Raw genomic sequence first — 16,615 nt, forward strand, 5'->3', positions numbered from 1 at the left:
CGCCGAGGGCTCACTCGAGCGACAGCGCCTCGGCTTGATCGATCTGCGACAGCGCCGCGGCGAGCGCCTCCCGCGCGCGCTCGAGCGAGACGCGGTCCTCACCCCACTTCGAGCGCGCCTTCTGCAGGCGGGCACGCTCGACGGCGAGCTTCTCGGTGAGCTGCTCGCCCTGCGCCCGCAGGGTGTCGCGCTCCTCGGTCCGCTGCGAGAGCTGAGCGCCGAGCTCGGTCCCGCGCCGCTCGGCCTCGGCGAGCCGGCCCTGGAGCTCCTCGATCGAGCGCGCCCGATCGGCGAGCTCGCCCAGCAGGCGTTCGCGCTCCTCGGCGGCCGCGGAGAGCTCGCCCGCGCGCTGCTCCAGCTGCCGATCGAGCTCCTGCGTCCGGGCCTCGAGGTTCGCGATCTGGCTGCGCGCTTGCCCGAGCTCGGTGGAGAGCCCGCGGGCGTTCTCGTCGAGCTCGCGCCGCTGCGCCGCCCAGGCGGCCTCCCGCTCGGCGGTCTCGGCCTGGTGCGACGCGCGCGTGTCGGCGAGCGCCTGCGCGTGCGCGGCCTCCATCTGCGCTTGCCGCTCGGCGGCGCGCTCCTCGAGCTCGGCCACGCGCTTCGCGTGGGCCTGCTCGGCGTCGCGCACGGCCTGCTCTCGCTCCTCGATGAGCTCGCGCTCCCGCGCCGCGAGCTGCGCTGCGAAGCTCTCGCGCGCGGCCGCGATCGCCCGCGCGTGCTCCTCCGTCTGCTGCGCGACCGCCCGCGCGTGCTCCTCTGCCTGCCCCTCGAGAGCGCGCGCGTGCTCGGACCGGAGGCCATCCAGCGCGCTCGCGTGCTCGCGCTCCCGCCGCCCGATCTCGTCCGCGTGCTCGCCGCGCAGCGCCTCCAGCGTGGATGCGTGCTCGCCGCGCAGCGCCTCCAGCGTGGATGCGTGCTCGCCGCGCAGCGCCTCCAGCGCGGACGCGTGCGCTGCCTGCTGCTTCTCGAGCGCGGCGGCGTGCTCGCCGCGCGCCGTGTCCAGCGCGGCGGCGTGCTCCCGCTCGCGCTGCTCCATCGCGCCCTCGTGCTCGCGCCGCAGCGCCTCGACGGCGGACTCGTGCTCGCGCCGCGACGCCTCGATCGCCGCGGCGTGCTCGGCCCGCAGCCCCTCGATCGCGGCGGCGTGCTCCGCCTTCGCCCCCTCCGCCGCCGCCGCATGGTCCGCCTTCAGTCGGTCCAGCGCAGCGGCGTGCTCGCCGGTCAGCTTCTCGATGGCGGCGGCGTGCTCGCCGGTCAGCTTCTCGGTAGCAGCGGCGTGCTCGCCGGTCAGCTTCTCGGTGGCAGCAGCGTGCTCGCCGGTCAGCTTCTCGGTGGCGGCGCGGTGCTCCGCGGCGTCGCGCTCGCGCTGGGCGGCGTGCTCGGCGTTGAGCCGATCCACCTCCGCCCTGTGCGCCGCGCTCGCCTGCTCGAAGCGCTCGCGCTCGGCCTGCGCGCTCTCCTCCATGTCGCGCTGCGCCGAGGCCTCCACGGCGGAGATCGCCTGCGCCTTCTCGTCCGCCGCCGCCCGCAGCGCCTCCGTGTGCGCCGCTTCCGCGTCCATCAGCGCCTGCCGGGCCGCCGAGATGTCCGCGTCGCGGGCCGCGATCTGCCCCTGCAGCTTCTCGGCGCGCGCCTTGAAGTCTTCGGCGCGCTTCGCGGCGAGCTCCTTGTCCGCGCGGAGCGACGCCACCTGCGCGTCGAGGTCCTCGCTCGCGCGCTCGAGCTCCAGGATCTTGTCGACCTGATCGGCCTTCTCCCGCTCGAGCGACAGCGACTGATCCCGGAGCTCCAGGAGCTCCTTGTCCTTGCGCGACATCTGGTCGCGCAGCGCGAGGATCTCTTTGTCCTTCTTGTTCAGCGCCTCGCGCAGATCGAGGAACTCGCGGCTCGACACGCCGCCGGGCCTGGAGCCGGCGCCAGCGCCGGCCGCGAGCTTCGCCTTCAGCTCATCGAGCTCACGCCGCAGGCGAGCCGCCTCCTGGCTGCCGTCGCTCGAGGAGGAGAGCTCGCCCTCGAGGCGGAGCGAGGTCGCGCGCGCAGCCGCCACCTCCTTGGTGAGGCGGACGATCTCGCCCTTGGATCGGTCCAGCTCGGTGCGCAGGCGCTCGAGCTCGACCGCGTCTGCGTCGGAGCGAGGCGGCGCGGGCGGCGCAGGGGTCAGCCGCCCGCGTTCGGAGACCGGAGCTCGGTGAGAGGCCCCGCGCTCGGAGACCGGAGCCCGGTAGGCGGCCACCGGCGACGAGCTCACGGGCGGCGGCGCCGAGGCCGGCACGGGCGTCTTCGTGGGCGCCAGCGTCCGCGCCGATGGCGCGACCGAGGGCGACGGCACGACCGAAGGCCTGACGTCGGTCCGCTCCTCCTCCTCGTCGCGGATCAGCCGGGTGAACGCGCCGCCGATGAACTCCTCGATGTCCTCGTCCGGCTTGCGGACGTCCGACCGCACCGGAGCGCCCTGCGGGGGCCTCGGCGCACCTGACGCCCGGGCGCGCTCCGGCGCTGCGGCGATGGCCGGCGCCGGCGGCACGGCAGACGGTCTGACGGCAGGCGGAGGCGGCGGCACCGCGGACGGCGCGACCGCCGCCGATGGAGGCGGCGGCACCACGGACGGCGCGACCGCTGCCGGCGGAGGCGGCGGCACGGCGGAAGGCGCCCTCGGCACGGCGGAAGGCGCCGGCGGCGGGGCCGACGGCGCGACGGCGGGCGGAGGAGGCGGCGCGACGCTCGCGGACGTGCCGTTCGAGCCCACGGCCGCCGTGATGATCGTGGGATCGCCGGCGTCCTCGTCGATGTCGGCCTCGAGCACCTCGGCCTCGTCGATCATGATGGGGTCGGCCTCCGCGTCGTCCCCGTCGAGCGGGACGTAGTTGCGGATGTGCTCGAGGAGCTCGCCGAACGCGATCGGCTTGTGAATGTAGTCCTCTGCGCGCGTCCTGAGCTTCCGGTGCTGCTCGAACGTCTCCTCGCTCGACTCGCTCGACATGATGACGAGCGGGACGTCCTTGAGCTGCACGTCCTTCTTGAGCTTGTTGCAGACCGAGAAGCCGTTCATGCGCGGCAGCTCGATCGACAGCAGGATGAGGTCGGGGCGCTCGGCAGCGGCGGCCTGCAGGCCGACGTTGCCGTCGTCGACCACCTGAACGGTGCAGCCGAGGCGTCCCAATTCCGTGCGGAGCTCTCCGGCAAACGCCGGATCGCTCTCAAATACGAGGACTTTCGTCATGTTCCGGGGTGTGCGCGGGTTCGGAGGGGAAACCAAGATATCGGCCCCCTTCGACGAGTGTCAAACACGAGGCTGGCCGCGCAGCTCAAGTCGTGCGGCCGCCGTCCGCCCGCCGATCCTGCCGACGGCACGCCCGGCGGAAATCGCCCAGTCTGGGCGCGATACCGCACATCCCTACATGGCTCTTGCAGGGGCGAGGCGGACGGCGGGAGACCCGCGCGCTCGTCTCCCGACAGGGCGATTCAGGGCGCGACGAAGTGGCCGGACGGCTCGTCTCCGAAGCACAGGCCCATCTCACGGGCCGTGACGACCGCGTCCGAATCGAGCGGCACCGTCTTCGTCTTGCCGGCGACTTCCTCGAGGGGGACCAGCTCGATCTGGTTCGATCGCAGCGCCACCATCCCGCTGCCGCAATCCTCGACGAGGAAGCGCGCCGCGGCCGCGCCGAAGCGGAGGGCGAGCAAGCGATCCGCCGTGGTGGGTCCGCCGCCCCGCTGGAGGTGACCGAGCACCATCGAGCGCGCTTCCTTGCCCGTGCAGGCCGCGAGCTCCTTGGCGACGCGCTCGGCCACGCCCCCGAGGACGGCGGTGCGGCGGAAGGCGTCGCCCGCGTCCTTGATGATCAGCTCACCCCCTTGCGAGTACGCCCCCTCGGCCGCCACCACGATGGAGAAGCGCCGCCCCCGCGACTCCCGCTGGCGGATCTTCTCGGCGATCGGCTCGAACCGGAACGGGATCTCCGGGATCAGGATGACGTCGGCTCCGCCGGCGATCCCGGCGTTGAGCGCGATCCAGCCCGCGTGCCGCCCCATCACCTCCACGACCATGATCCGCTCGTGCGCCTCGGTCGTGGTGTGCAGCCGATCGAGCGCCTCGGTCGCGATGGAGACCGCCGTGTCGAAGCCGAACGTGAGGTCCGTGCAGCAGACGTCGTTGTCGATCGTCTTCGGCACGCCGATGACGAGCGGCAGCCCGCGCTGGAGCAGCTGGTGCGCGATCCGCATCGATCCGTCGCCGCCCACCGCGATGAGCGCATCGAACCCCTCCGCGCGGAACCGCCGCACGAGATCGTCGGAGCGATCCCGCGGCACGAGCCCGTGCTCGCCCGGCGTCGGGTAGTGGAACGGATCGCCGCGGTTCGCGGTGCCCAGGATGGTGCCCCCGAGGTGCGCGATGCCCCGGACCTGCTCGCGATCCAGCCGGATGAGCCCGCCCGGAGCGTCTTCGAGCAGCCCGCGGTAGCCTTGCCGGATCCCCCAGACCTCCCAGCCGCGCTCGAGCGCGCCGAGCGTGGCCGCGCGGATCACAGCGTTGAGCCCCGGCGCGTCGCCTCCGCCGGTACTGATAGCGATCTTTCGTGCCGCCATGACGCGCGCAGCATCGCGAGCCGCCCCCGGCGACGCAATAGACATCTCCTCGACCCGGGCTCGAAAGGCGCGGACGTGCGCGGCGATGCGACGGCGCCGCGACGACGGACGGCCCCGAACGCGGCGCGTGGACGAGCCGGGCGCGCGCGCCGAGGTGAGGAGCCCTGCGCGAAGCGCCCTTCGCACCCGGCGCGCGTCGTGTGGTCGGGGCCGCCCCGGGGAGGGCGTCGATCCGGAGCAGCGCAGGCATGACGGCCGCGAGCGCCGGCGGCAGGGTATAGGGGCGTGCGCACGCGATCACCCCGGCTGCGCGCCCCTGTATGAACCGCGCCACCCTGATCCGAGGCATCCAGATCATCGTCACGCTCACGCTCGCGTCGTTCGCGTACGTGCTCTACCGCGAGATCCACGACAAGCAGGCGAGCCTCGCCGCCGCGTTCGCGCACGTGCGCCCGGGCTGGCTGCTCGTCGGCGCCGTGCTGGCGCTGCAAGAAGGCCTGTTCGGGGGCCTCAGGATCTGGACCCTCGGGCGCGTGCTCTGGCCCGAGCTCCGCGTCCGTACCGCGGTGACCTCGGAGTTCGTGCTGATGTTCTGCGCCGGGGTGACCCCTGGGCAGGCAGGCGCTGCGCCGTCGCAGGCCGCCGTGCTCGTGCACGGCGGGATGCGGCTCGTCGACGTGGCCACGGCGGAGCTGCTCACCGCCTCGTGCACGATCACCTTCTTTCTCCTCTCCGCCTTGGTCATCTTCACGTTGCAGCAGAGCGGGATGCTGGTCTTGCAGGCGGGCCAGGAGATCGAGTGGCTGCTCTTGTTCACCGTCGCCATGTTCGGCGCGGCGCTCGTCGCGCTGATCATCGCGGCGGCCTACCCGCCCCTCCTCAAGGGGATCGTCCGCGCGCTGTCGGTGCCGCTCGGGAAGCTCCTGCGCGCCGCCCTGCTGTGCGCCCGGCGCGTGCCCCGGCTGCGGGCCAGCGCCGAGGCCGCGCTCGCCAGGCCCGGCACAACGACCGCGCGCCTGCTGCGGAGCGTGGACGAGTTCCACCAGGGCTTCCGCATCTACATGCGCCGGGGCAAGCGCGCCTACGCCGCCGCGCTGCTGCTCACGTTCGGCTTCTTCTGCTCGCGGTTCGCCGTCGCCTATTTCATCCTGCTCGGGCTCGGTATTCCGACCACGCCCTCGACGTTCGTCGCGGTAGGCCCGCCGATCGTGCAGGTCGTCCTGATCCAGGCGCTGCTCAACTTCGCGCTCTACATGACCCCCACGCCCGGCGCGAGCGGCGTCGCCGAGCTCGGCTCGAACGCGCTCATGTCGCCCTGGGTCCAGGGAGCGTTCGTCGTGCCGTACGTCGTCCTCTGGCGCGTGCTCACCCTGTTCCTCTGCATGTTCGTCGGAGGGCTCTACGTCTTCCGCTATCTCGGCACCGACGTGCTCGAGGAGCGCGTGAAGCAGACAGAGGCGGAGAAGCGCGCGCTCGAGGAGGCGGCGCGCGCCGCGAGCGAGAGCGCGCCGCTCCGCGAGGAGGAGACCGCCGACCGGCAGCGAGGGATGGGGTGACGCGGAAGAGGGGCTGGCGCGGTCGGGCTCACGCCCGCCGCGCCGGTCGCGCTTGGCGCAGGATCAGCGCGCGGGGACGGGCACGGCCGCGAACTGGACGAGCTTCCCGCGCCGCACCTTGAGGAGGGCGACGGACCCGTCCTTGAGCTTGGCGACGGCCGCGCGGAGGCTGGCGACATCCTTCACAGGGGCGCCGTTCACCTCGAGGATCACGTCGCCCACCTCGATCTCCTGGACGTTGCTGCCCGACGCGAACCCGTCGACACGCACCCCGCCGCCGGGGGCCTCGGAGACCTGGACGCCGAGCTTCTCGGCGCTCTGCTGTCGCTCGGGCCGTGCGCCCTGGCTCGGCCGCTCGCGGCCCGCCGCGTCGCCCTCCTCGTCCTGCAGCGCGTCCAGCTTGGCCACGATCTCCTGCCGCTTCTGGGCGCGCACCACCGTCACCGCGATCTGGGAGCCAGGCGCGTTGCGCGCCACGTTGCGCCGCAGCTCCTCGGCGTGGTTGATGGGGACGCCGTTCACGTTCACGATCACGTCGCCCGGCTTGATGCCGGCGCGCGCGGCAGCGCCGCCCGGCTCGACCTCGGCGACGAGCGCGCCCCGCGGCCCGTCGAGCTGGAGCGCGGCGGCGAGATCGCGCGTGACGGGCTGGAACAGGAGGCCGAGCTTGCCGCGCTCGACGAAGCCCTTCTCGCGGAGCTGCGGGAGCACGTCCTTCAGCGCGTCGACGGGGATCGCGAAGCCGATCCCGTTCGCGCCCGCGCGGATCGCGGTGTTGATGCCCACGACCTCGCCCCGCCAGTTGAACAGCGGACCGCCGCTGTTGCCCGGGTTGATCGAGGCGTCGGTCTGGATGAAGTCGTCGTAGGGCCCCGCGCCGATCGCGCGCGCCTTCGCGCTGACGATGCCGAGCGTGACCGTGTGCCCGAGCCCGAAGGGGTTGCCTACCGCGAGCACGTGCTCGCCGACCCGCAGCTGCTCGCTCGCGCCGAGCGGCGCCACCGGCAAGCCGCTCGCGCCCTTCAGGCGGAGGAGCGCCAGATCGAGCTTGGGATCGCGGCCGACGACCTCGGCGTCGAACTCCCGCTCGTCGGCGAGCCGCACGCGGACGCCGGACGCCTCGTGAATGACGTGCTCGTTCGTCACGACGTAGCCGTTCGGGTCGATGATGAAGCCGGTCCCGAGCGCCGTCTGCGTCGGCCGCGGGCCGCCCCCCCGGGGATTCATCCGGCCGCCCCCCTGCGGGCCGAAGAAGAACTGGAAGGGGTCGAGCCCCTCGGGCCCATCGGCCTCGTGTGTCGTCGTGATGTTGACGACCATCGGCCTGACCCGCTCGGACAGGGCGGCGACATCGAAGGTGGCCGGCACCGGCGCCGCCGGCGGCGGGAGCGTCACGGTCGACACCGGCGGCGCCGCGGCCTGCGGCGAGGCGGCGGCGGCTTGGGTGGAAGGAGGCGCGGCGTGGGCCTGTTGACCGCAGCCACCAATGGCCAGCGCCGCCGCCGAGAGCAGCGCGAAGGCCGAAGCGCGAGAGCGATAGGAAACCGCTTGAATCATGGAATCTCCGTCGGGCACTCCAAAGGTCCCGTCCTGCGATGCTCGAACATGGGACCGACTGCGTTCATTCCGCCGCACCAATAACGCCGCAGGCCAAGCCGACAAGAGCGCTCGCCTCGGTCCGGGCGGGTCCCGCGCGCCTGCCCGCCCGTCCCTGGCGCACGCCGCCGCGCGGCGGTGTCCGTCGAGATTTGAGCCGCGCGCTCGTCAAGGCTGCTAGGGTGCGCGCTCCTGGAGGCGAGCGATGCGGAGCGATGAGGGTCTGCTGCGAGGGCGCAAGATCGGGTTTCTTGGCGGCGGGAATATGGCGGAGGCGCTCATCCGAGGCCTGGTTCAGGGCGGCGCCGTGGGCGCGGAGCAGATCCGCGCGAGCGATCTCAAGAGCGATCGGCTCTCGTTCCTCCATGGGCGCTATGGCATCGAGACCACGGAGGACAACGAGGCGCTCTGCCAGTGGGCCGACGTCCTCGTCATCGCCGTCAAGCCGCAGATCGTCGATCGCATCCTCGCCCCCATCTCGTCGGGGCTCGGCCGCTCGGACGTCGTGATCTCGGTGGCGGCCGGCGTGCCGATCGACGCCATCGAGGCGCGCCTGCCCGAGGGCGCGCGCGTCATCCGCAGCATGCCGAACACCGCGGCGATCGCGCTCGCCGGCGCCACGGCGATCGCCGCCGGGAGCCACGCCACGAGCGAGGACGTCGAGATCGCGCGGACCCTGTTCCAGGCGGTCGGCCGCGTCGTCGTGCTCGACGAGTCGCTGCTCGACGCGGTGACCGGCCTGTCGGGCAGCGGCCCCGCCTACGTCATGCTGATGATCGAGGCGCTCGCGGACGGCGGCGTGAAGGTCGGCCTCGGCCGGGACGCGGCGCTGCTGCTCGCGGCGCAGACGGTGTACGGCGCCGCGAAGCTCCAGCTCGAGACCGGCGAGCACCCTGGCCGCCTGAAGGACATGGTGACGAGCCCCGGCGGCACGGCCATCGCAGGTCTCCACACGCTGGAGGCGGGCGGCCTCCGCCGCACCTTGATCGACGCGGTCGAGGCGGCCTCCAACCGCTCGGCCGAGCTGGGCGCCCAGATGGCGCAGAAGCTCCGCCGCACCTGAACGCCCTGGCGGAGCGTTTGCTATCTCTGCCGAGAGGCGGTGTGTCCACGAGGCACGCTGAGCAAACACGCCACACGAAGCGCGTTTCACCCGGTATCCCGACAGCGCTCCCGCTCACGCCCCGCTGAGACGTCGGCCACATCGAGGCCGCGTTCGATCGAGATCCCCATGCGCTGCCGCCATGGACTCGGTTCGAACTCTTTCTCTCTGGTTCGTCCCTGCTTCTTCTCTCGCTCTCTGGTTCGTCCCTACTTCTCGCGAACCGCATCAGGTGCAGTGTCACCTCGCCGATTCGACCCAGTCGAACGACGCTCGCGACAGACCTCATCCGGCATATCGCCGCGAAGCTTGACCCCGAGAGCGGAAGGCAAGACTCTTCATATCATGCAGACACTACGATTTTTCCTTGCAGGCATGTTGACGGTGTTCGTCGCGCTCCCTGGCTGCGGCGACGATGGAGACGGCGGCAGCGGCGCCACCACGAGCTCCAGCACAGGCGGCGATGGCGGCGGCGGCAGCGCGCCCGAGGTCAGCTGTTCCACGTACTGCACGGCGATCATGGCGAACTGTAGTGGCGACGGCGCTCAATACAGCAACCAGGCATCCTGTGAAGCGTTCTGCGCCAATCTCCCCGAGGGGACCGCGGGCGACACGACGGGCAACTCGCTCGCCTGCCGCGCGTACCACGCCGATGCGGCAAAGACGGACGCGCCGACGCACTGCATCCATGCGGGTCCGAGCGGCGGCGACGTCTGCGGCACCGCGATCGAGACGTTCTGCGAGGTCGCGCCTGCGGCGTGCCCCGAGGTCTACGCGGACAAGGCGGCCTGCGACGCGGAGGCCGCCGGGTTCGATAACGCGGCCCCCTACACCGGGCCCGGCAGCATGGGCGACACCCTCGCCTGCCGCCTCTATCACCTGACGGAGGCCGCGGCCCTCGCGGTGGCGCACTGCCCGCATATCGGGGAGAGCTCCCCGGTCTGCATCGCCCAGTGAGCCGGCCTCGGGGAGGCGTCGCTTCGCGCCGCGCCTCCCCGCTCGCGCGGGAGCCGCGCGGCCGTCCCGCGCGCGCACGCGAGGACGCCTTCCCCTCACGATGGCTCCGCGCCGTTCGCGCCTGCGCTTCTCCGCCATCGGGTGTTGGCGTCCTGCCTGCTCTTGACTATGTTCGCCGCGTCGCAGCGGGACAGGCGATCGCCGGCGGCCGGGGAGACCCGTCCGCGGGAGGAAAGTCCGAGCTCCACAGGGCAGGGTGCCGGGTAACGCCCGGTGAGAGTGATCTCGAGGAAAGTGCAACAGAGAACAGACCGCCGCGCCGCGCGCTTCGCGAGGGCGAGGAGCCTCCCGCCCGGATGGGCCGAGCTCCGAACCTCCGCTGGCTCGCCGCGCGGCAAGGGTGAAACGGCGGGGTAAGAGCCCACCGCGCCCTTGGCAACAAGGGCGGCACGGCAAACCCCACCTGGAGCAAGGCCGCGTAGGGAGGCGTCCGCGACGGCGACAGCCGGCGCGGCAAGGGCTGCCCGCCCCAAGCCTCCGGGTTGGCTGCTTGAGGCGCGTGGCGACGCGCGTCCTAGAGGAATGATCGCCAGCGCGAGGGGGGCGACTCCCCGCGCAACAGAACTCGGCTTACGTCTCCTGCGACCACGAAGCTCCGCCCCGGCGGGGCTTCGTGCTTTTGTGCTGTGCTCGCCCGCCGCTCACCTGTGGCAAGTCGCTACGCTGCCAGCGGCTGGAGGCGGTCGCGCAGCTTCTTCTTGGCGCGCGCCTCGAGCTGCCGAGCCCGCTCGCGGGACACGCCCAGGCGGCGCCCGATCTCGGCGAGCGACAGCTCTTCCTCGGGATCCGCCATCATCCGGGTCTCGACGATGTACCGCTCGCGCGGGTCCAGGTTCTCCACCGCCTGCGTCAGCCGCTCCCGGAGCAGCGCCCCTTCCTCGGCGCGGGAGAAGCGCTCCTCCTGGTCCTGATCGTCCGCGGGCAGCGTGTCGACAAGCGACCGGGCGCCGTCCTCGAACACCTTCGTGTCGAGCGAGACGTCCCGGGCTTCGAGCCGGTGGGCCATCTCCAGCACCTTCTCCGCGGGCGCGCCGAACTTCTCGGCCAGGAGCCGATCCCCCTCCTCCCCTTCCCCCACGAGGCCGGCGATGCGCGCCCGTTCCCGCCGCAACCGGAAGAACATCTTCGACCGGAGCGGGCCCGAACCCACGCCGACCAGGCTCCACGAGTGAATGACGTGGTTCAAGATGTACGCCCGTATCCAGTAGGCCGCGTAGGTCACGAAGCGGTTCCCGCGGTCGGGGTCGTACTTGCGGATCGCGTGGACGATCCCGAAGTTTCCCTCGGCGATGAGGTCGGCGAGCGGGATCCCGTAACGCCGGTAGCTGATCGCTATCGAGACAACATGCCTCAGGTTTGCGAGCGCGAGCGCAGCTGCGGCCTGCTCGTCGCCATGGTCCCGCCACCGTCGAGCGAGCTCGACTTCTTCCTCGCGCGACAGCTCCGGGATCTGCCGAACATGCGTGATGTAGCGCGAAACTGCGCTGGCCTGATCTCGGGACGTTTGCACAGGGTTTCCTTCGAGGTCCGAAGACCCCGGTTCGGTTGATGAGGCCGGCCAACGCCGGACCTCGGCTCCTGCTGTCGAGGCCGGCCGGAGCCGGACCTCGATCGCGTTGATCGCCTCGCCGGCACTTGCCGCCGAAGTGGTTGGTTCGAGATTCCGAAGAGAGCAGCCCACCCAGGCTGCGATGCAGCTGGCATGCCGCCCCGGGCGGGCAGCTTGTACACCATGGCTGCGAAGCGCTGGCGCACGCGCCTCAGGCTCACCCGAGCGAACGACGAGGCAAACCGAAGGCGCTAGAGAGCCAGGAAGATCGCGATGCTCCGGGCAGACGCGCTCACGCGGCCCGTGTGCATCTCGCGTCGGCCGCTCCAGCGACGAGCGGCGCGAGCCAGGACGGAAGCGGCGCTCAGGAAGAGCGCCGGGCGACCGTTCCGCAGATTCAGATGAAATTAAACGGAATCTGACGGAATCAGACGGAGAACGAGGAGCCGCAACCGCAGGTGCTCTTCACCGACGGGTTGCTGAACTTGAAGCCCGAGCCGTGGAGGCCTTCCACGTAGTCGATCTCGGTGCCGTCCAGGTACTGGAAGCTCAGCGGGTCGATGTAGAGCTTGATGCCCCTGTCCTCGAACTCCTCGTCGAACTCCGTCGGCTTGTCCTCGAAATACAGATCGTACGAGAAGCCCGCGCACCCGCCGCCCACGACGCGCAGGCGCAACCCTTGCCCCAGCAGCTCCTCCGCGGTCGCGATCTCCATCACCTTCTCGGCTGCCTTCTGCGTGATCGTGATCATCCTGGAATCTCCTCTACGTACTTTGTCGGGCGGGGACGGCAGGTCCTATCTCGAGGGGGGCGCTCGCCCCGCTGGAGGGCGAACCCTGCGGTGAGCCCGGCCGGCCGTGCCCTGGGGTGGGGTGCTCAGGGCTCGCCAAGGATACGCACCTTCAGCGATGTCCGCCAGTGCCTCAGCCGGAGCGGCGTCGGGCGGCACCCTGGCCGTCCATTCGTCCAGGTGGGGCCGCCAGCTCGCGGTGCGCCCCGCCCGTGCGCCCAGGCGCGACAAGCCGGCCGTTCATCCAGCCGCGTCGCAGCGCCGCGAAGTCGACAGATGAGCCCGCGGTCAGGACCGCCGCCATCGCCCGCTCACAGCCGACGCTTGACTCCGGCTGGTAGGCCCGGCAGGTTTCAATCTGTTAATCCGAATTAGCGGATTAAAAACCTCGATCCACACCCGCCGCGTGAGACCGGCCTCGCCCGCCACCCGGACCGCAAGCCTGGCGACGTCGGGCCCCGGGCCACCCGGCTCGCGCAGCAGAACGGTTGCCCTGCGGCCGCAACACCCACGGGAAAGAAGCCCAGCAGATGAGCAGAGCCATGAACGGAAGCGAACGCCCCGCGCGCCTCGAAGAGCTCCTCGAACACCGGATCCTGTGCCTCGACGGCGCGATGGGCACGATGATCCAGCGCTACCGCCTGGGCGAGGCCGACTACCGCGGCGAGCGCTTCCGCGATCACGCGATCGACCTCAAGGGCAACAGCGATCTCCTCGTGCTGACGCGGCCGGACGTCATCGCCGAGATCCACGGCGCATACCTCGACGCCGGCGCCGACATCATCGAGACGAACACCTTCACGGGCACCTCGATCGCCCAGGCCGACTACCGGCTCGAGCCGCTCGCCTACGAGATCAACCTGACCGCGGCGCAGATCGCCCGGAAGGCGGCCGACGCGTGGACGGCGCGCACGCCCGGCAAGCCGCGCTTCGTCGCGGGCTCGATGGGGCCGACGCCGAAGACGCTGTCGATCTCGCCGAGCGTGAACGACCCGTCGTTCCGCGCCGTCAGCTTCGATGAGCTGCAGCGGGCGTTCGCCGAGCAGGTGCGCGGGCTCGTCGACGGGGGGGTCGACGTGATCCTCGCCGAGACGTTCCTCGACACGCTGAACATGAAGGCGTGCCTCGTCGCGATGGAGGAGGTCTTCGCCGAGAAGGGGCGGCGCCTGCCGATCATGCTCAGCGTGACGATCACCGACAGGAGCGGCAGGACGCTCTCCGGCCAGACGATCGACGCCTTCTGGACGAGCGTGGAGCACGCGAGCCCGCTCAGCGTCGGCCTCAACTGCGCCCTCGGCGCGAGCGATATGCGCCCGTACCTCGTGGATCTCGCGAAGCTCGCCCGGGCGCGGGTGAGCTGCTACCCGAACGCGGGCCTCCCCAACGCGTTCGGCGAGTACGACGAGCTCCCGGAGACGACGTCGCGGCAGCTCGCGGAGTTCGCGGAGAGCGGGCTCGTGAACATCGTCGGCGGCTGCTGCGGGACGACGCCGGACCACATCCGCGCGATCGCCCGGGCGACGGCCGAGCTGAGGCCGCGGCCCGTGCCCGCGGAGCGCGACGGATTCGGGCGCTTCGCCGGCCTGGAGACGCTCGTCATCCGGCCCGACACGAACTTCTTGATGATCGGCGAGCGGACCAACGTGACCGGCTCGGCCCGGTTCATGGAGCTCATCAAGAAGGGCGACTTCACGACCGCGCTGGAGGTCGCGCTCGATCAGGTGCGCGGCGGGGCCAACATCCTCGACGTGAACATGGACGAGGGCATGCTCGACTCCGAGCAGGCGATGACGACCTTCCTGAACCTCGTCGCCACCGAGCCCGAGATCGCCCGCATCCCGATCATGGTCGACAGCTCGAAATGGTCGGTCCTCGAGGCGGGGCTCAAGTGCATCCAGGGCAAGGGGATCGTCAACTCGATAAGCCTCAAGGAGGGGCCGGAGGACTTCCTCAAGAAGGCGCGCGCCATCCGGCGCTACGGGGCCGGGGTCGTGGTGATGGCCTTCGACGAGATCGGCCAGGCCGAGACGGTGGAGCGCAAGGTCGCGATCTCCCAGCGCGCGTTCAAGCTGCTCACCGAGGAGGCCGGCTTCGATCCGCAGGACATCGTCTTCGACCCGAACATCCTCGCGATCGCGACAGGGATCGAGGAGCACAACGACTTCGCCAAGAGCTTCATCGAGGCGACGCGGATCATCAAGGCGACCTGCCCTGGGGCGCGCGTGAGCGGCGGCGTGTCGAACCTGTCGTTCTCGTTTCGCGGAAACAACGTCGTCCGCGAGGCGATGCACTCGGCCTTCCTGTACCACGCGATCCGGGCCGGCATGGACATGGGCATCGTGAACGCGGGGCAGCTCGCGGTCTACGAGGACATCCCGAGGGACCTGCTCGAGCGGGTGGAGGACGTCCTCTTCAACAGGCGCCCGGACGCGACCGAGCGGCTCGTCGAGTTCGCCGAGCAGGTGAAGGGCAAGGGCAAGAAGAAGGAGCTCGACCTCGCCTGGCGCGACGGCCCGGTCGAGGAGCGGCTGTCGCACGCGCTCGTGAAGGGGCTCGTGGACTTCATCGAGGCCGACGTGGAGGAGGCTCGGAAGAGGTACGCGAAGCCGCTCTCCATCATCGAGGGGCCGCTGATGGACGGGATGAAGATCGTCGGCGAGCTGTTCGGCGCGGGGAAGATGTTCCTGCCGCAGGTGGTGAAGAGCGCCCGCGTGATGAAGCGCGCCGTCGCGTACCTCCTGCCGTTCATGGAGGCCGAGAACGCCGCCGGGGGCTCGTCGTCGCAGGGGAAGATCGTGATGGCGACCGTGAAGGGCGACGTGCACGACATCGGCAAGAACATCGTGGGCGTGGTGCTCGGGTGCAACAACTACGAGGTGATCGACCTCGGCGTGATGGTGCCCCAGGACAGGATCCTGGAGACGGCGCTCCGCGAGGACGCCGACATGATCGGGCTGAGCGGCCTCATCACGCCTTCGCTCGACGAGATGGTCAGCGTGGCGCGCGAGATGGAGCGGCGGGGCATCCGGCTGCCGCTGCTCATCGGGGGGGCGACGACGAGCCGGCAGCACACGGCGGTGAAGATCGCGCCGGAGCTCAGCGGGACCGTGGTCCACGTGCTCGACGCGTCGCGGGCCGTGGGCGTGGTGTCGAGCCTGCTCGATCAGGCGAACCGGCCGGCCTTCGACGCGCGGAACCGGGAGGAGCAGGCCCGCCTGCGCGAGCTCTTCGCGAGGAAGCGGGCGAAGCCGCTCGTGACGCTCGCCGCGGCGGACGGGGGGCGGCTCGAGATCGCGTGGCGGCCCGAGGACATCGCGAGGCCGTCGTTCACGGGGCGCCGCGTGGTGGACGACGTGTCGCTCTCGGCGATCGCGAGGTACATCGACTGGACGTTCTTCTTCACCGCCTGGGAGCTCCGGGGGCCGTTCCCGCAGATCCTGGAGCACCCGCAGTACGGCGAGGCGGCGCGCGAGCTGTTCGATCACGCGCAGAAGGTGCTGCAGCGGATCATCGATGGCCGCCTGCTCGAGGCGCGGGGCGTCTACGGCTTCTGGCCCGCGAGCGGCGAGCAGCGGGACATCGTGCTCTACGCGGACGAGGCGCGGGAGCGGGAGCTCCTCCGGTTCAACCTGCTGCGCCAGCAGCAGGTGAAGGGGCAGGGCGGCGCCGAGGAGGACGGAGACGGCGGCGAGAGGGCCGCGGGCGGGGTAAGGCCGCACCTGTCGCTCGCCGACTTCGTGGCGCCGCGGGAGAGCGGGCTCGCCGATCACGTCGGCGCGTTCGCGGTGACGGCGGGGCTCGGGCTCGACGAGATCGTGCGCGCGTACGAGAAGGACAAGGACGACTACAGCGCGATCATCGCGAAGGCGCTCGCTGACCGGCTCGCGGAGGCGTTCGCCGAGCTGCTCCACCAGCGCGCGCGCAAGGACTGGGGATACGGCGCGGGAGAGGCGCTGACCAACGAGGAGCTCGTCGAGGAGAAGTACCGGGGGATCCGGCCTGCGTTCGGGTATCCGGCGTGCCCGGATCACACCGAGAAGCGCAAGCTGTTCGCGCTGCTCGACGCGCCGTCGATCGGCATCGAGCTGACGGAGAGCTGCGCGATGACGCCGGCGGCGAGCGTCAGCGGCATCTACCTCGCGCACCCGAAGGCGCGGTATTTCATGGTGGGGCGCCTTGGCAGGGATCAGGTGGCGGACTACGCGAAGCGCAAGGGGATGACGGTCGAGGAGGTGGAACGGTGGCTGTCGCCGAACCTGGGGTATGACCCCAAGGCCGCCGTCGAGGGGTGAGCGCCGAAGTGAACGAGTGACGGCGGAGGGATGCGGCGATGAGGCGATGAGCAGAGGAGCGCACGTTCCATCGCAGGGACGGCGCCCGAGCGCAGCAGGGACCCGACGCGGCCCGCGCGACGGACG

Annotated in this window: 9 protein-coding genes and 1 other RNA gene; 5 read left to right on the top strand and 5 right to left on the bottom strand. The window is 71.2% G+C overall.

Annotated features, from left to right (window positions below):
* Positions 1-10 precede the first annotated feature (10 nt).
* Both WME90_RS30920 and WME90_RS30925 read right to left on the bottom strand, forming a co-directional pair.
* The gene (locus WME90_RS30920; RefSeq protein ID WP_437275623.1) at positions 11-3,220 is read right to left on the bottom strand and encodes a response regulator; all 3,210 of its coding nucleotides are present in this window, start codon (positions 3,218-3,220) and stop codon (positions 11-13) included.
* Between the two features lie 242 nt (positions 3,221-3,462).
* Entirely contained in the window at positions 3,463-4,587 is a 1,125-nt protein-coding gene (locus WME90_RS30925) for a 6-phosphofructokinase (RefSeq protein WP_437275624.1), read from the bottom strand.
* Between the two features lie 320 nt (positions 4,588-4,907).
* Between WME90_RS30925 and WME90_RS30930 the strand changes: the two genes are divergently transcribed.
* The gene (locus WME90_RS30930) at positions 4,908-6,143 is read left to right on the top strand and encodes a lysylphosphatidylglycerol synthase transmembrane domain-containing protein (RefSeq protein WP_437275625.1); all 1,236 of its coding nucleotides are present in this window, start codon (positions 4,908-4,910) and stop codon (positions 6,141-6,143) included.
* A gap of 63 nt (positions 6,144-6,206) precedes the next feature.
* Here WME90_RS30930 and WME90_RS30935 read toward each other — a convergent pair whose 3' ends face one another.
* Positions 6,207-7,700, bottom strand: a complete 1,494-nt coding sequence (locus WME90_RS30935) for a Do family serine endopeptidase (RefSeq protein ID WP_437275626.1) — start codon at positions 7,698-7,700, stop codon at positions 6,207-6,209.
* Positions 7,701-7,944: 244 nt separating this feature from the next.
* Here WME90_RS30935 and proC point away from each other — a divergent pair, with 244 nt between their 5' ends.
* The 3 genes from proC to rnpB all read left to right on the top strand — a co-directional run bounded on the left by proC (position 7,945) and on the right by rnpB (position 10,445).
* Positions 7,945-8,802: a pyrroline-5-carboxylate reductase gene (gene proC / locus WME90_RS30940; RefSeq protein WP_437275627.1), complete on the top strand. Its 858-nt coding sequence runs from the start codon at positions 7,945-7,947 to the stop codon at positions 8,800-8,802.
* A gap of 384 nt (positions 8,803-9,186) precedes the next feature.
* Positions 9,187-9,798 carry a hypothetical protein gene (locus WME90_RS30945; RefSeq protein ID WP_437275628.1) on the top strand — a complete coding sequence of 204 codons (612 nt, stop codon included), beginning with the start codon at positions 9,187-9,189 and terminating at the stop codon, positions 9,796-9,798.
* Positions 9,799-9,980: 182 nt separating this feature from the next.
* Positions 9,981-10,445: RNase P RNA component class A (rnpB, locus tag WME90_RS30950), an RNA gene on the top strand.
* A gap of 71 nt (positions 10,446-10,516) precedes the next feature.
* On the opposite strand, the gene WME90_RS30955 is transcribed toward rnpB, so the two are convergent.
* Positions 10,517-11,368 carry a sigma-70 family RNA polymerase sigma factor gene (locus tag WME90_RS30955; protein ID WP_012238497.1) on the bottom strand — a complete coding sequence of 284 codons (852 nt, stop codon included), beginning with the start codon at positions 11,366-11,368 and terminating at the stop codon, positions 10,517-10,519.
* Positions 11,369-11,834: 466 nt separating this feature from the next.
* Positions 11,835-12,158 (bottom strand): iron-sulfur cluster insertion protein ErpA, encoded by a 324-nt coding sequence (erpA, locus tag WME90_RS30960; protein WP_012238498.1) that lies wholly within the window; start codon positions 12,156-12,158, stop codon positions 11,835-11,837.
* Positions 12,159-12,739: 581 nt separating this feature from the next.
* Here erpA and metH point away from each other — a divergent pair.
* Positions 12,740-16,489, top strand: a complete 3,750-nt coding sequence (metH, locus tag WME90_RS30965) for a methionine synthase (protein WP_437275629.1) — start codon at positions 12,740-12,742, stop codon at positions 16,487-16,489.
* Positions 16,490-16,615: the final 126 nt, after the last annotated feature.

This window comes from Sorangium sp. So ce375 (genome assembly GCF_051473855.1).
In the GTDB taxonomy this organism is placed as follows: Bacteria; Myxococcota_A; Polyangia; order Polyangiales; family Polyangiaceae; genus Sorangium.

What these genes read in the sequence shown, in the direction of transcription:
- WME90_RS30920 (WP_437275623.1), bottom strand. Translation starts at nt 3,220, where the DNA reads ATGACGAAAGTCCTCGTATTTGAGAGCGATCCGGCGTTTGCCGGAGAG.
- WME90_RS30925 (WP_437275624.1), bottom strand. Translation starts at nt 4,587, where the DNA reads ATGGCGGCACGAAAGATCGCTATCAGTACCGGCGGAGGCGACGCGCCG.
- WME90_RS30930 (WP_437275625.1), top strand. Translation starts at nt 4,908, where the DNA reads ATGAACCGCGCCACCCTGATCCGAGGCATCCAGATCATCGTCACGCTC.
- WME90_RS30935 (WP_437275626.1), bottom strand. Translation starts at nt 7,700, where the DNA reads ATGATTCAAGCGGTTTCCTATCGCTCTCGCGCTTCGGCCTTCGCGCTG.
- proC (WP_437275627.1), top strand. Translation starts at nt 7,945, where the DNA reads ATGCGGAGCGATGAGGGTCTGCTGCGAGGGCGCAAGATCGGGTTTCTT.
- WME90_RS30945 (WP_437275628.1), top strand. Translation starts at nt 9,187, where the DNA reads ATGCAGACACTACGATTTTTCCTTGCAGGCATGTTGACGGTGTTCGTC.
- erpA (WP_012238498.1), bottom strand. Translation starts at nt 12,158, where the DNA reads ATGATCACGATCACGCAGAAGGCAGCCGAGAAGGTGATGGAGATCGCG.
- metH (WP_437275629.1), top strand. Translation starts at nt 12,740, where the DNA reads ATGAACGGAAGCGAACGCCCCGCGCGCCTCGAAGAGCTCCTCGAACAC.